This window comes from Sulfitobacter sp. (assembly GCF_041552635.1).
Classification (GTDB): Bacteria; Pseudomonadota; Alphaproteobacteria; order Rhodobacterales; family Rhodobacteraceae; genus Sulfitobacter.
Map to the genome: position 1 here is coordinate 25,660 of NZ_JBFEKM010000011.1, position 14,004 is coordinate 39,663.

Consider the following 14,004-nt stretch of genomic DNA (forward strand, 5'->3'; position numbering starts at 1 on the left):
TACAATATGGTTAACGCAATTTCCCTATTGCCGGATCAAGGGCTTGAGCGCTGCATCCTGATCGCGCCATGTCTTGATCGCATCGGCAATCGCAGACACCATCACCGCGCGCCAAATCGGGTCACGCAGATTGGCCAGATCGCGTTCGGAACTGAGAAACCCGATCTCGATCAGCACCGACGGGATGTCGGCCGATTTCAAAACCGAAAACCCTGCATTGCGCAGCGGGTGGCGGTTCATCGGGCCGCCTGCCGCCTTCATCCCTGCGACCAGCGCTGTCGCGGCGGCAACGGACCGGGGTTCGGTTTCCTGCCGCGCCAGATCCAGCAGAATACCCGCGACCTGATCGTCCGATCCGGTCAAATCAGCGCCTGCGATGATATCAGACCGGTTGTGCCGCGCAGCCAGATGTTCTGTGGCGGTGTCGCTGGCGGCGTCCGACAAGGTATAAACCGTCGCCCCCTTGGCCCCGCCTTGCTGCAAAATATCCGCATGCAGCGAAATGAACAGATCGCCTTTGGCCTGGTGGGCAATTGCGACGCGGGTCTCAAGGGCTACAAAAGTATCGCTGTCTCGGGTCAGAACCACGTCGATCCCGTCACGCACCAACGTGTCGCGCAACCCATTGGCAAAGCTCAGCATCAGGTCTTTTTCCGTCACGCCTTCGCGTTCGGCACCGGGGTCAATCCCGCCATGACCCGGATCAAGGACCACGCGAAACGTGTCCGCGCTGCCAGATGGCGCAGGTTTCGGCACCGCTGCCAACGCCATCGTCCAACTGGGGTCGACAGGCGCACCGGCAGCAGCGGCAAAATCTTCCGCGCTGGCGCTGCGCAGGGCGATCTCGAGGGTGGCTTTGCCTGATCCGGCATCAACGGGCATCCCGATTTCGCGGGGCAGCATGGGTTCGGCCAAGTCCGCCACCAGCCGCGACCAGCCCGGCTGGAACGGACCAAAGCGCAGATCGGTGATCTTGCCCGGGATGGCCAAAATATCCGACGTCTTTACCCCGCGCCAATCTGCCTCGCGGAAATCCACAACCAGCCGCGCGGGATCATCCAGCAAAAACACCCGAAAAGGCACGCCCTGACTTAGGTGGAGCTTCAGCGTCGTGGTGCCGAACCAGCCATCCGAAATCTCACTTGAGCCGGGATCAACCCGCGCAAGCGCCGTCAATTCTTGCGCCGCCAAAGGAGCTGATAGCGCGTAAAGCGCTGCCAATACTGGAAAAAACCGCATGCCTGTCACCGTTCTGATCGTGGTGTTTGCGGCACGTTACCACCAAGCGCGCCCACGGGCCAGCGTTTCAGCGCGCCGCCATATACGCCTTGAGGCGCGCGATGCCTTCGGCGATATCCTGCGTGCTGCGCGCATAGGAAAACCGCAGTGTCTGGTGACCGCGCAGCGGATCGAAATCCAGCCCCGGCGTGACAGCAACGCCCGCCTTGTCCAGAATATCGCGGGCCAAGGCACGGCTGTCATCGGTGATGTCAGATACATCGGCATAGACATAGAATGCGCCGTCCGGTGGGGCGAAACGGGTGAACCCCGCAGCGCGCAACCCGTCAATCATCAGGCTGCGGTTGGCACGGTAGACATCCATATTGACTTGTAGTTCATCATCGCAATCCATCGCGGCCAAGGCGGCGACCTGACTGGCATGGGGCGCGCAGATGAACATGTTTTGCGCGATGCGTTCGACCACCCGCACGTGATCCTCTGGGACCACCATCCAACCAACGCGCCAGCCGGTCATCGAGAAATATTTGGAGAACGAATTGATCACATAGGCGTCATCGGTGATCTCGAGCGCGGTGACCGCTTTCTTTTCATACTCGATCCCATGGTAGATCTCGTCCGAGATAAACGATGCGCCCTGCCCTTGAGCCGCGTCGATCAGCGCCTTCATCGCCGGATGGTCCAGCATGGTACCCGTGGGGTTCGCAGGCGACGCAACCAGCAGGCCTTTCAGGTCCATGCCGGCGAAATCCGCAGGCACAGGCTGATAGCGGTTGTCCGGAGATGTGGGCAGATCGACAGGGTCCAACGCCAGCGCCCTCAGGATCTGGCGGTAGCTGGGATAGCCCGGCGCGCCGATCCCGACCTTGTCGCCCGTGTCAAACAGCGCTGTGAAGGCCAGGATAAACCCACCCGATGACCCCGACGTGATCACCACGCGGTTCGGATCAAGATCAACATTATACCAGTCGCCATACATCTGCGCGATGCGTTTGCGCAGCGCTGGCAGGCCAAGTGCGACGGTATAGCCCAACGCCCCGCCTTCCATCGCGCGGTTCAACGCAGCCGTCGCACCCGACGGTGCACCGGTGCCGGGTTGTCCCACTTCCATATGAATGATGTGGCGGCCCTCGGCTTCGGCGGCCGCCGCCGCTTGCATGACGTCCATCACGATAAAGGGATCGACCTGAGACCGGGTTGAAATACGCATGGGCTTTATCCTACTAATGGCTGCAACCTTTCACCGCACCCCGTCGGTCCCGTCAACCCTTGTGCGCCGACCCTAAATCGCGCACCACCCGTGCCAAAGCCGCCCCAAGGGCCGCGCAATTACAGTGAGTGACCCCAAAATGAATAAACTGACCGCCTCTTCTCTTTTTTCCGGCGCAGTGATGGCGTTTGCCCTGACCGGCCCTGCGCTTTCGATGGATTTGACAGAATTGACAGATGCAGAGCGCGTCCAGTTCCGCGCCGAAGTCCGGTCATATCTGATGGAAAACCCCCAAGTCATCATGGAAGCCGTCAACCAGTTGCAAGCCCAAGAAGCCGAAGCCCAAGCTCAGGCCGATTTCACGCTGGTCAGCAACAATGCAGCGGCAATTTTCGACGACGGGTTTTCCTATGTGGGCGGCAATCCCGAGGGCGACATAACCATCGTCGAATTCATGGACTACCGGTGTGGCTATTGCAAAAAAGCCTTTACCGAAGTTGAAAAACTGGTGAACGGCGACGGCAACATCCGCTTTATCGTCAAAGAATTGCCGATCCTGGGAGAGCAATCCATGGTCGCCTCGCGCTTTGCCATCGCCACCAAGATTGTTGCGGGCGACGAGGGTTATAAATCGATCCATGACGCTCTGATGACATTTAACGGCGACATCACACCGACATCTTTGGGACGGTTGGCCAAAAGCTTTGATCTGGACGCCGACGCCATCACCGAAAAGATGGACAGCGCCGAAGTGACCGAGGAAATCGCCAAGACCCGTGCGCTGGCACAGGCGATGAACATCTCTGGCACGCCGACCTTTGTGATGGATGACGAATTGCTGCGCGGCTACCTGCCCTATGACCAGATGAAGGCAATTCTGGAAGAAAAGCGCGGCTAAGATGCGTTGTGCCTTGGCGCTTTGCGCGTTGATCTTTCCACTGGCAGGTCCGGTGGGCGCGCAAGGCGGGTTTGGCGCAATGACGGCGGCGGAACGGGCTGCCTTCGGCGCGGAACTGCGTGCATTTCTATTAGATGAACCCGAAATTGTCGGGGCTGCTATGGCACCCCGCAATTACGCGGCCGAGGCGATGCAAGAGGTGGTCGATGCCGATCTGGCCTTGATCGACAATTTAGCGGGGCAGATTTTGAACGGGGCTGACATAGCATTGTTTGTGTCAGCCGATTGTGAATATTGCGACGCGGCAAAGTCTGAATTACAAAAGATATCAGATACTTATGGCGTGAAATTCATGTTGCATGACATGTCTGATCTCAATGCCATCGCCCTTGCAGCCAAGCTTGGGATGACAGAGCTGCCGTTTTATGTGCTGCCCGATATGATCCTGCGCGGGCATATGCCCAAGATCGTTCTGACGAAATACCTGTCCCGCTGAACCTATAAAAACCGCTGATGATAGCGCACCATCCGTTCGAAATGCGCATCAAGCGACCGCTTAAGATGCGGGGCCTCTTTGACTGTCAGGATATAGTCGACCAGAAGGTCATATTGCTTGATCTGGCGCGGCAGGCGGCTTGACGGTATCAGGCGGGCCTGCCGTTCATCTTCTTCGACAACCTGTACCACCTGTTTCTCGGGCCAAGTGATTGAATCTTCAGCGGTGACCATCGCCTTACCGTTCATAAGGGGCAGTTCTGCGTCGTAATGGGCAAAAATTGACCGCTCAAGCGGTTCTACCTGCGCCTTCTCTGCTACAGGCCAAGCCCAGACAAAGGCGATTTCCCAGACATCAATCTGCCGATTGGCAATCACATCCGAACGGGCCGATGTCAGATGCCTGCGCACCCTTGTGCGGATACCATCCACCGATTGGCCCACATAAATCGGTTGTTCGTCCAGATCGCACAAGGCATAGACACCAATCTGGTTGGTCAAAACACTTAGCGCCTTGCCGCGAAAACCTTGGGCCTGTGTCATGCGACGGCGTCCAGACAGCGGCGGCGCAAGATAGGTGCAAACAGCGCGTCATCCAGATAGCGCACCACCGGCACGGCCACGCCGTCGCCCGCCACGCGGTAGGCGTTATTATATGTGTCGGGCATACGATAGCTGTCCGCCAGCCCCATCAAACGGGCCACCTCGCGCGAAGAAACAAGACGAGCTTTGGTCTGGTTGCCCTTGATAAACATCAATATTTGTCGAGAAGACCCGCCTGCAGGCGTGCGTAAACACCCCGCCAAACCGTCCGTGCGCAATTCCGCGCGTTGGCGCACATTGCCTTCTGCATCGGGGCGACCGCGTTTATAAATCGTACCCACCACGGTGCGCCCTGCGGTACGCGCAACGCGCAGCCGCTCAAGACTGGGCGGTGACATAAGGCTGATCAGACGGTCTGTATCAGCGGCGCTGAACCACGGCATTTTTGGGCGCTTTTCCAGAACCGTATCCAGCGTCTGATCGGCGGCGGGCAGATCATCCAGTTTCCACCACAGCCAGTTTGACCGCACGGGTCGCGTGGCTGCACCCAGAAACTTTTGGAGTTTTTTGCCGTGGAACGCATGCCTTGGTTTCGGGACCGTAAGCCCTGCGATATCCACGTCATTGCGCACGCAGATCACGAACAACCGCGGACGACTTTGGGGCAAAAACCTGCGCGCGTCGATCTCAAGCGCACCGACCTTGTAGCCAAGCTGCACGAAACGGGCGAGCACCGTGTTAAAGTCGGCCCCCGCATTGCGCGAGACCAGCCCGACGACATTTTCAAAGGCAATGATGCGCGGGGCAAAACCTGCGTCAATCGCAGTTTCAATCTTGTCGGCCCAATGGGCAAAGACACCACTGCGCGCGCCGGACAGCCCCTGCCCCTTGCCGGCAAGGCTGAAATCCTGGCAAGGGCTGGACGCCCAATACATGTCGATTTGCTGATGCAAAAGCGTCTCGGGCAGGGCCGCGATATCGCCTTGGTGCAGCGCCTCAAGACCCCAGTTCTGCCCGTAAACGCCGCATTTCATCGGATCGATGTCATTGGCCAAAACGCAATTCCACTGATCCTGCAGGGCCGCACGCACCATGCCGCCACCGCAGAAAAATTCGGCATATCTAGGGGGTTGATCGGAGGTGTCGGCCATATCTATTGATATGAAATGCGGTTTTGCCTGTCGATGCTTAAATGCCGCGCCGACGGGTCAAAACCTTGCAGATCATTCCGCAGCCTGTTCTTCAGCTTGCAGCACGGCCGCGCGGGCTTCGACCTGTTCGACGATGTGTTCGATCATGCCCTCGTTGCCCAGCTTGTGGCTTTGCTTGCCCGCGAGATACACCATGCCAGCCCCGTTGCCGCCGCCGGTAAATCCGACATCCGTCATCAGGGCCTCTCCGGGTCCATTCACAACACAGCCGATGATGCTCAGGCTCATCGGAGTTTTGATATGCTCAAGGCGTTTTTCCAGCGCCTCGACGGTTTTGATCACATCAAAGCCTTGGCGCGCACAGCTGGGGCAGCTGATGATGTTCACGCCGCGATGGCGCAGACCAAGGGATTTCAGGATTTCGTAGCCGACTTTAACTTCTTCCACCGGATCGGCGGACAGGCTGACGCGGATCGTATCGCCAATCCCCATCCAAAGCAGGTTGCCCAACCCGATTGCCGATTTGATCGTGCCCGAGGTCAGACCTCCCGCTTCGGTGATACCAAGATGGATCGGTGCATCGGTAAGCTCGGCCAGCTGTTGATAGGCGGCTGCGGCCATGAACACGTCGGACGCTTTGCAGCTGATCTTGAATTCATGGAAATCATTGTCCTGCAAGAGCTTGATGTGATCCATCCCGCTTTCGACCATCGCGTCGGGGCACGGTTCACCGTATTTATCCAACAGATGCTTTTCAAGCGAACCGGCGTTCACACCGATCCGCATCGAACAATTATTATCGCGCGCCGCTTTGATCACTTCGCGAACCCGCTTTTCGTCGCCGATATTGCCGGGATTGATCCGCAAACAGGCGGCACCGGCTTCGGCGGCTTCGATGCCTCGCTTGTAATGAAAATGGATATCCGCGACGATCGGCACGGGACTTTCGCGCACGATCTCTTTCAGCGCTTTCGAGCTTTCTACATCCGGCACAGACACGCGCACGATGTCGGCCCCCGCATCAGCGGCGGCCTGCACTTGGGCGATTGTGGCCTTGGCGTCGGTGGTCAGGGTATTGGTCATGGTTTGCACCGTGATCGGTGCATCCCCGCCGACCGGCACATTGCCCACCATGATCTGGCGCGACGTACGGCGGTAAATGTTGCGCCAAGGGCGGATATGGTTCAGCGACATGGGAAAAACACCTTCAGGCAAAAGACCAACTTGATCTGTAACCTATTCACGGTGGCGCGCGCATGCAATGGCAAGCGGCTTATTCTGTTGGGGTTTCCGCGGCGTTCTGCAATTCAGCGACCATGGTTGCCAGGGCCGAATTTTCTTCGATCAATGCAGGCTGATACAGTTCTGCAAGGGCTTGGCGGTGCAGCGGCAGATTTGAAGTTACCGCGCCACGATCCCCGACCGGGCCGAAATATTGGCCATCCATCGCAAAATACAAAGCTCCGGATTCACCGGTGCGCAAGGTTGGCGGTTCTTCGGTTGCAGGGACGTCCCAGCTGTCGCCCTTATTCATGATGCCCTCAAAAATCACCTTGCCGTCCGCGGCGCGGATACGCACCCAAGACGGATAGGCCGCAACAAGGCGCAACGTCGGAGCCATGCCTTCAACGACCTGCGGCACAGCAATCACGTCTTTGGGCACATCATGGCCGGTCTTTGCAGCCGACGCCATCTGAACCGTGCGGATGGCAGGCGTTTCAAAGTTGCCCGAATTTCGCGGATCAATTGACGCAATCGGTGCATCACGCGCGATCAAAACCGGCACATCCAAGGCCGCTGGCCGGTACAACCGGTCAAACGAGTCACTGCGCGGGGCCGTCATCGGGCTGCTGGTGACGTTGTCGAAATTCGTATCAGTCGCGTTCGTCTTGGGTGCCGTTACCAAGGCCCCCTGCAACGGATCGAGGTCGGACAAGACAACCGGCGTTTCATCCACAGGCGTCACTTGAACCCGCTGCACCTCTTGCAAAACGCTCCACCCGCCATATCCGATCGCGCTGATCAGCCCGACAAGCACCATAACGGACCCTAATGCACCGGGTTCAATCCGGCTTAAAAAGGAATCCCCAACGGGGGTAAATGGTGTAGCGGGACGTTTGAAGATGTCGCTTTCGCCGGTCCTGCTCATCCGCTCTTCGCGGGTCGGTTTTTTGATGACAGACGCCTCGGCAGACATGCCGTGGGCCACCGAAAACCCGGATTCCTTACAGAATGCTTCGAACGCATCATCAGGGTCCATGTGCAGATAGCGCGCATAGGACCGCACATATCCGGCAATAAAGCCGGGTGTATCAAAGGCATCAGGGTCGGAGTTTTCGATTGCGGCAATATAGGACGCTTTGATCCGCAACTCACGTTGAACATCTAACAGGGATTTACCAAGCGTGGCACGTTCACCGCGCATCAGATCGCCAAGCCGTAATTCGAACGCGTCAAAGCCTTTGGCTTCAGCTTCCTCGTTCTTCACCGTCTTGGAAGACCAACGCCCAATCATATGCCTGTCCCGTACTTATGCCCGAAGCCCTTACCCGATATCATACTTTTGATTCGAGCTAGGCCTTTTCTTTATGTTAGTTTAACACAAATCAACGCCATACAGACAAGTTTCGGAGCTACCCGGCCAATTCGGCACGATTCAGCGCACAATGCGACCAAAGACCATCCATCGCCTTGACCAGCCCGTCCATTTCACGCGGCCCGTGTACCGGCGACGGTGTAAAACGGAGCCTTTCGGTACCACGCGGTACGGTGGGGAAGTTGATCGGCTGAACGTAGATGCCGTAGTCTTCCAGCAGCTTGTCAGACAGAATTTGCGTGTGGACCGGGTTGCCGACGATCACCGGGACGATATGGCTGCCATGGTCGATAATCGGCAGGCCCAACCCCTTGAGGCGCAGCTTGAGAATGCGCGCCTGTTCTTGATGTTTGACACGCAGTTGGGGTGCTGTTTTCAGAAAGGCGACCGACGCCGCAGCCCCTGCCGCAACGGCCGGTGGCAAGGACGTCGTAAAGATGAAGCCCGGCGCGTAAGACCTGATGGCATCACACATCTTTTCAGATGCCGCGATATAGCCGCCCATCACGCCATAGGCCTTGGCCAAGGTCCCGTTGATGATATCCAACCGGTGCATCAGGTTGTCACGCTCGGCCACACCGCCACCACGGGGGCCGTACATGCCAACGGCATGAACTTCGTCGATATAAGTCAGCGCGCCAAATTCATCCGCAACATCGCAAATCGCTTCGATGGGGCCAAAGTCGCCATCCATCGAGTAGATCGATTCGAAAGCAACCAGTTTTGGGGCAGACGGATCATCAGCGGCCATCAGTTCGCGAAGGTGATCGACATCGTTGTGGCGGAATATACGCTTTGCACCACCGTTGCGGCGCACCCCTTCGATCATGGACGCATGGTTCAGCGCATCAGAATAGATAATCAGACCGGGAAACAGTTTTGGAAGCGTGCTCAGCGTCGCATCATTGGCGATATAGGCGCTTGTGAACAGCAGGGCCGCTTCTTTGCCGTGCAGATCGGCAAGTTCGGCCTCAAGACGCTTGTGATAGACTGTGGTACCAGAGATGTTGCGCGTGCCGCCCGACCCTGCCCCGGTGGCATCCAGCGCTTCGTGCATCGCTTCCAGAACAACCGGATTTTGCCCCATGCCAAGATAGTCATTACCGCACCACACGGTGATATTCTTTTCTTCGCCACTGGGTTGGGTCCATACGGCGTGGGGGAATTGACCCTTGCGGCGTTCGATATCGATAAAGGTCCGATAGCGGCCTTCGTCGTGCAAACGGGCGATCGCCTGATCCAGCTGTTTGGTGTAATCCATCGCGCCTTCCTCCATACTTTATAACAAGACCCGTAAGGCGCCGGGATGCTCGCCACATTCATCTTTTAGAATGGATACCGATCAGGACCATTTTTTTCAATGGTTTAATCAGTCTGAAATGTCGCAGGTACCGGTCGTTTAGTCCTGTTTCCATAAGATGAGAAGGCTTTTGGTTTCCAATAGTGCCAAAAATTTTCGGAAATAAGCATTCGTCCCCGATGTGAACGTGGTTCATTTTTCACTTGCCGGAGTAAATTTTGAACTCTATCAATTATGAACGACGTTCATGAATTGGAGAATCACATGATTAAGCATCTTCTTTCTTTCAGCACCGCCCTATTGCTTACCACCAGTCTGGCTATGGCTGGGACCAGCACCCGCCACAGTGCGCAAGCCTCGGCCCATAGTGGGGCGGCAGCCAGCCACGGGTCCGCCGCTGTGGTATCGGGGATCGCCACTGTTTCTGCCGTGCCGCTCATGGCCGTTGGTGCCACCCTGTCCTTGTCCGGTGTCGCCCTGCAAAGCGCAGGTACCAGCGCATTGACACTTGGATCCCAGATGATCGAAGCACCTCTTGATCCGGTCCATGCGCTCCCTACCCCCGATGGCCCACCACGCCTTGACCACATGGCCGACCACAAATGAGACGCCTGATCGCAGCCGCCGCTTTGGCCATTTGTGCCCTGCACCCCGTTCAAGCGGACGCGGGCAGCAGTCAGGCGGGCAAACCATTGCTGCCTGCCGAACAGGTCGCCGCATTTTCCGACAAGGTACAGATCGATCTGGCAGCACGCGGGGCAAGTGTCGCGATTGTTGCGCGCAAGGGTCGGCATGCCTCTGAATTGCCGCAGGGGGTGACCTATACCCATGTGGCGTTCTGGGTGTTTTCCGAGATCAAACGCGCGGATGGGTCCCGTTACAACGGCTATAGGGTCTATAATTTGTATCAGGATGCCAAGACCCCGACCCGCAGCGCCTTGGTTCAGGACGGTCCAGCGGATTTCTTTGCCGGTGCCCACGCGCTCGAGGCCGGGATCATCATCCCTGACCCGCGCTTGCAGCGCAAATTGCTCAGGGTGATCGGCAGTCCGACGTATAAAAAGCTGCATAATTCCACCTATTCAGTGCTGGCAAACCCGCAAACGCGGCAGTTTCAAAATTGCACCGAACACACGTTGGATGTGCTGATGGCCGCCCTGTACGACACCTCTGATCCGGCGCAGATCAAATCCAACATCACTGCGCATTTCACCCCACAGGTGATCAAGATCGGCAGCCTTAAACGGGCATTCGCGCCCGTTGCCTCAAAGGCGCTGACCACCCAGGACCACGGGACGGAAATCCGCACGGCGACATTCGGATCGATCCTGCGCTTTATGAAACAGAACAAGCTCGTGGCTGCGGCCTATACCCTCAGCCCATCCCGCGCTGCTGGGCTCTAAGAAAATTGACATGGGGCGCGACCTGATCCACACCCGCCCCATGAAATCACAGCCCGCGCCACCCCTGTCCCGCCGCGAACGCAACCTTGCGGATATTCGTGCGCGCGCCACCCAGATCGCGGAACAGATTATTCTGGACGAGGGCGTCGAAGGGCTGTCGGCGCGGCGTCTGGCGAAAGACCTGCAAGTTTCAGTGGGGTCGCTTTATAACGCCTTTGGCGATTTGCATCAGGTGATCCGGTCGGTCATTGCCCGCAGCGCTGAATTGCTGGCCAACGCGCTGATGGCCGCTGTCGCACAGGCCGCCCCCGACAAACGATCCCGCATTGTCGCCTTGGGCGATGCCTATTTCGACTTTGCCATGGCCGAACCGCGCCGCTGGGCTTTGATGTTCGAATACCGCGCCGAGCTTGAGATCGACGACAAGGCCCGCGATTTTCAGGGCGGCTTGCTGGATATGCTGATCGCCGCAGGCGAAGCAGACCCGACATCGCAGACACACCGCCAGTTTTTTCTGGTTCTGTGGGCGTCGGTCCACGGCGTCGTGTCGCTGGCCACCCGCCCGACAATCGTGGCGATCCAGCCGGAACTGGCCAAAAATTACATCACCGATCTGGTGGATTCAGCGCTCAACCGCTTTCCCGTCGACTGACGGCCGATGCCCCTAGACACTGGTGCCGCCCCTGATACGGTCGCGGCAAAACCGATGTTTATGAAAGGCTTCTCGCATGTCCCTGAACGATGTTCTGAACCAAATCGACTCCGATCTGGATGGTGCCACCGACCGCTTGCTGGATCTGTTGCGCATCCCGTCAATTTCCACCGATCCCGCGTATAAGGCCGATTGCGACCGTGCCGCCGACTGGATGGTCGAAGAACTGAACAGCATCGGGATCAAAACGACCAAGCGCCCTACCCCCGGTCATCCGATGGTGGTGGGCCACGTGGACGGCCCCGCTGACAAGCCGCATATCCTCTTTTACGGCCATTACGATGTACAGCCCGTTGACCCCCTGAACCTATGGAAGCGCGACCCGTTTGATCCCGCAATCGAAGACACCGCCAAAGGTCTCGTGATCCGCGGGCGTGGTGCGGCGGATGATAAAGGCCAGCTGATGACCATCGTCGAGGCATTGCGCGCCTGGAAATCCGTCAACGGTGATTTCCCCTGCCGCATCACGATGTTCCTTGAGGGCGAGGAAGAATCCGGATCGCCATCGCTGATCCCCTTCATGAAGGAAAACGCGGCTGAGCTGACAGCAGATTATGCGATGATCTGCGACACCGGCATGTTCCAGTCGAAAACACCGTCTATCGTGACCATGTTGCGCGGTCTGCTGGGCGAGGAAATCACCATCACCGGCCCCGATCTGGACCTGCATTCCGGCATGTACGGTGGTGTGTCGATCAACCCTGCCCGCGTCCTTGCCAAGGTTATTGCGTCTTTGCACGATGACACCGGCCGCATCACCGTGCCCGGATTTTACGACGTCGTGCCCGAACTGCCCGACGATATTCAGGCGCAGTGGCAAGGCCTTGCCTTTGATCACGCAACATTTCTGGGCGATGTTGGCCTGTCGGTGCCTGCGGGGGAACAAGACCGCATGCCGATCGAGATGATCTGGTCGCGACCCACTTGCGAAGTCAACGGCATGTGGAGCGGATATACCGGTGCCGGTTTCAAGACCGTGCTGCCGTCCGAGGCGCATGCCAAAATCAGCTTTCGTCTGGTCGGCGATCAAGACCCCCATGTGATCCGCGAGAGTTTCCGCAAAATGGTCACCGACATGCTGCCCGCGGATTGCAAAGTCAGTTTCCAAGCACATGGCGCAAGCCAGGGGTCAATGTTCGAAACAACAGACCCGGCCTTTGAGAAAGCCCGCCACGCACTTACGGACGAATGGAAAACCCCTGCAGCTTACGTCGGTTGCGGCGGGTCGATCCCGATTGCGGGGCATTTCCAAAAGATCGTGAACACAACACCGGTGCTGATCGGCTTTGGCAAAGACGACGACGCGATCCATTCTCCGAATGAAAAATACGACATGGAAAGCTTTCACAAAGGCATCCGCAGCTGGGCGCGGATTCTCGACGCTTTGACATAAACGATTGATGCAGCGTGGTCTGGTTTTGCAGTCTACGCTGCCCCCTTACAGGGCTTACCGTGATTTGCAGCTGATCTTTGCGCATTTCACTGGTGGTACCGCAAACAACCACGATCACCCGTCAAATGTCGTGCTGACCATGAAATGCATATTGCATTCCGGGGGATAAATTTCTGTTGCCCTGAAACGAAAAAGACCACCCGAAGGTGGTCTGTTTCCTACCCGGTCAAGGGATAAGTGGCGCGGTTGACGGGGCTCGAACCCGCGACCCCCGGCGTGACAGGCCGGTACTCTAACCAGCTGAGCTACAACCGCGCAGTAAGGGCGGAATAGGCCAAGCTGTGCGAGGCGTCAAGCACATAAAACCACCCAAATCACAGGAAATTTTCAAACCTCGCCTCAATGCCCTATTACGCCCCAAAACGCCCACCCATTTTCGGCATTCCGTCGCAAAACAAGCGTTGGAAGAACACCTATGAACGCCCTGCCCGCCACCGGCAGATCAATTGAGTTTGTAGATTAACCCCTCCACCAGATTTGAAGCGCCTGCCGGGCAGGATTACGCATCCAACAGGGCATCGAGATCAAGTTCATCTTCGGCGTCGCCCCCGCCATCAATCAAAGCCTGCCGATCCGCGATGTCGAATTTGATTTCGGACCGCAACAAGACAGCTTGTGCGCGAAAGCTTTCAACGACGGCGATCATCTGCTCGTGCGAGGCGTTCGCGGTCCATGTCTCTTCGTCGCCACTGGGGGCATCGTTTACGGGGGCATGGGCGTCAAAGCCTGTGATCAAACCGTCGGCGGCCTCTAACCCCTCGGTCAGAAACGTGCCGTAGGCGTCAGACGTTCTTTTGGTGAAGTCCGTCTGCGGATAGTCCGCATCACGCTTCGCAGCGTAGCCCGTCCCCCCGTCGCACAGTGCCGTCAGCTTGGCGAAATGCTTGTCCAGAGCGGGGGTTTTCGCGGAAGCGGGTGCCATGCGCGGCACTGCCTTGGTACTGGCCGCAGCCTTGAACCGTATCCAGCTGGTCATCGACAATTCGGGCGTGCCCGGGTGCCAG

General features: G+C 57.7%; 14 protein-coding genes and 1 tRNA gene. 6 read left to right on the top strand and 9 right to left on the bottom strand.

The window, feature by feature from the left end; all coding sequences use genetic code 11:
• Positions 1-24 precede the first annotated feature (24 nt).
• A complete protein-coding gene (locus ABYT07_RS02365) occupies positions 25-1,239 on the bottom strand; it encodes an N-acetylmuramoyl-L-alanine amidase (protein ID WP_372989144.1) in 1,215 nt (404 codons plus the stop codon).
• Between the two features lie 67 nt (positions 1,240-1,306).
• Positions 1,307-2,449 (bottom strand): pyridoxal phosphate-dependent aminotransferase, encoded by a 1,143-nt coding sequence (locus tag ABYT07_RS02370; protein ID WP_372989146.1) that lies wholly within the window; start codon positions 2,447-2,449, stop codon positions 1,307-1,309.
• A 139-nt stretch (positions 2,450-2,588) separates the two neighbouring features.
• Here ABYT07_RS02370 and ABYT07_RS02375 point away from each other — a divergent pair, with 139 nt between their 5' ends.
• Positions 2,589-3,347 (top strand): DsbA family protein, encoded by a 759-nt coding sequence (locus ABYT07_RS02375; RefSeq protein WP_372989148.1) that lies wholly within the window; start codon positions 2,589-2,591, stop codon positions 3,345-3,347.
• A gap of 1 nt (position 3,348) precedes the next feature.
• Positions 3,349-3,843, top strand: coding sequence for a conjugal transfer protein TraF (gene traF / locus ABYT07_RS02380; protein ID WP_372989150.1), 495 nt, complete (start codon positions 3,349-3,351; stop codon positions 3,841-3,843).
• A 2-nt stretch (positions 3,844-3,845) separates the two neighbouring features.
• Here traF and ABYT07_RS02385 read toward each other — a convergent pair whose 3' ends face one another.
• The 5 genes from ABYT07_RS02385 to hemA all read right to left on the bottom strand — a co-directional run bounded on the left by ABYT07_RS02385 (position 3,846) and on the right by hemA (position 9,393).
• Positions 3,846-4,385 (bottom strand): GIY-YIG nuclease family protein, encoded by a 540-nt coding sequence (locus tag ABYT07_RS02385; RefSeq protein WP_372989152.1) that lies wholly within the window; start codon positions 4,383-4,385, stop codon positions 3,846-3,848.
• Entirely contained in the window at positions 4,382-5,536 is a 1,155-nt protein-coding gene (locus ABYT07_RS02390) for a DNA cytosine methyltransferase (RefSeq protein WP_372989154.1), read from the bottom strand. The genes ABYT07_RS02385 and ABYT07_RS02390 overlap by 4 nt, the downstream gene beginning before the upstream one ends.
• Positions 5,537-5,608: 72 nt before the next feature.
• Entirely contained in the window at positions 5,609-6,730 is a 1,122-nt protein-coding gene (gene ispG, locus ABYT07_RS02395; RefSeq protein WP_372989156.1) for a flavodoxin-dependent (E)-4-hydroxy-3-methylbut-2-enyl-diphosphate synthase, read from the bottom strand.
• 79 nt (positions 6,731-6,809) lie between these two features.
• Positions 6,810-8,051, bottom strand: coding sequence for a helix-turn-helix domain-containing protein (locus tag ABYT07_RS02400; RefSeq protein WP_372989157.1), 1,242 nt, complete (start codon positions 8,049-8,051; stop codon positions 6,810-6,812).
• A 118-nt stretch (positions 8,052-8,169) separates the two neighbouring features.
• A complete protein-coding gene (gene hemA, locus ABYT07_RS02405; protein WP_372989158.1) occupies positions 8,170-9,393 on the bottom strand; it encodes a 5-aminolevulinate synthase in 1,224 nt (407 codons plus the stop codon).
• Between the two features lie 303 nt (positions 9,394-9,696).
• Here hemA and ABYT07_RS02410 point away from each other — a divergent pair, with 303 nt between their 5' ends.
• From ABYT07_RS02410 to ABYT07_RS02425, 4 genes are all read left to right on the top strand, one after another.
• Positions 9,697-10,038: a hypothetical protein gene (locus tag ABYT07_RS02410; RefSeq protein WP_372989160.1), complete on the top strand. Its 342-nt coding sequence runs from the start codon at positions 9,697-9,699 to the stop codon at positions 10,036-10,038.
• Positions 10,035-10,835, top strand: a complete 801-nt coding sequence (locus ABYT07_RS02415) for a DUF2145 domain-containing protein (protein ID WP_372989162.1) — start codon at positions 10,035-10,037, stop codon at positions 10,833-10,835. The genes ABYT07_RS02410 and ABYT07_RS02415 overlap by 4 nt, the downstream gene beginning before the upstream one ends.
• A gap of 10 nt (positions 10,836-10,845) precedes the next feature.
• Positions 10,846-11,487, top strand: a complete 642-nt coding sequence (locus tag ABYT07_RS02420; RefSeq protein ID WP_372989164.1) for a TetR/AcrR family transcriptional regulator — start codon at positions 10,846-10,848, stop codon at positions 11,485-11,487.
• Positions 11,488-11,563: 76 nt separating this feature from the next.
• Positions 11,564-12,940, top strand: a complete 1,377-nt coding sequence (locus ABYT07_RS02425) for a M20/M25/M40 family metallo-hydrolase (RefSeq protein WP_372989166.1) — start codon at positions 11,564-11,566, stop codon at positions 12,938-12,940.
• A gap of 238 nt (positions 12,941-13,178) precedes the next feature.
• Here ABYT07_RS02425 and ABYT07_RS02430 read toward each other — a convergent pair.
• Positions 13,179-13,255: transfer RNA gene (locus ABYT07_RS02430), tRNA-Asp, on the bottom strand.
• Between the two features lie 244 nt (positions 13,256-13,499).
• Positions 13,500-14,004: hypothetical protein (locus tag ABYT07_RS02435; protein WP_372989168.1), on the bottom strand; the 505-nt coding region annotated here is incomplete at its 5' end.

Coding starts and splice junctions, on each gene's coding strand:
- ABYT07_RS02365 (WP_372989144.1), bottom strand. CDS start 1,239: ATGCGGTTTTTTCCAGTATTGGCAGCGCTTTACGCGCTATCAGCTCCT.
- ABYT07_RS02370 (WP_372989146.1), bottom strand. CDS start 2,449: ATGCGTATTTCAACCCGGTCTCAGGTCGATCCCTTTATCGTGATGGAC.
- ABYT07_RS02375 (WP_372989148.1), top strand. CDS start 2,589: ATGAATAAACTGACCGCCTCTTCTCTTTTTTCCGGCGCAGTGATGGCG.
- traF (WP_372989150.1), top strand. CDS start 3,349: ATGCGTTGTGCCTTGGCGCTTTGCGCGTTGATCTTTCCACTGGCAGGT.
- ABYT07_RS02385 (WP_372989152.1), bottom strand. CDS start 4,385: ATGACACAGGCCCAAGGTTTTCGCGGCAAGGCGCTAAGTGTTTTGACC.
- ABYT07_RS02390 (WP_372989154.1), bottom strand. CDS start 5,536: ATGGCCGACACCTCCGATCAACCCCCTAGATATGCCGAATTTTTCTGC.
- ispG (WP_372989156.1), bottom strand. CDS start 6,730: ATGTCGCTGAACCATATCCGCCCTTGGCGCAACATTTACCGCCGTACG.
- ABYT07_RS02400 (WP_372989157.1), bottom strand. CDS start 8,051: ATGATTGGGCGTTGGTCTTCCAAGACGGTGAAGAACGAGGAAGCTGAA.
- hemA (WP_372989158.1), bottom strand. CDS start 9,393: ATGGATTACACCAAACAGCTGGATCAGGCGATCGCCCGTTTGCACGAC.
- ABYT07_RS02410 (WP_372989160.1), top strand. CDS start 9,697: ATGATTAAGCATCTTCTTTCTTTCAGCACCGCCCTATTGCTTACCACC.
- ABYT07_RS02415 (WP_372989162.1), top strand. CDS start 10,035: ATGAGACGCCTGATCGCAGCCGCCGCTTTGGCCATTTGTGCCCTGCAC.
- ABYT07_RS02420 (WP_372989164.1), top strand. CDS start 10,846: ATGGGGCGCGACCTGATCCACACCCGCCCCATGAAATCACAGCCCGCG.
- ABYT07_RS02425 (WP_372989166.1), top strand. CDS start 11,564: ATGTCCCTGAACGATGTTCTGAACCAAATCGACTCCGATCTGGATGGT.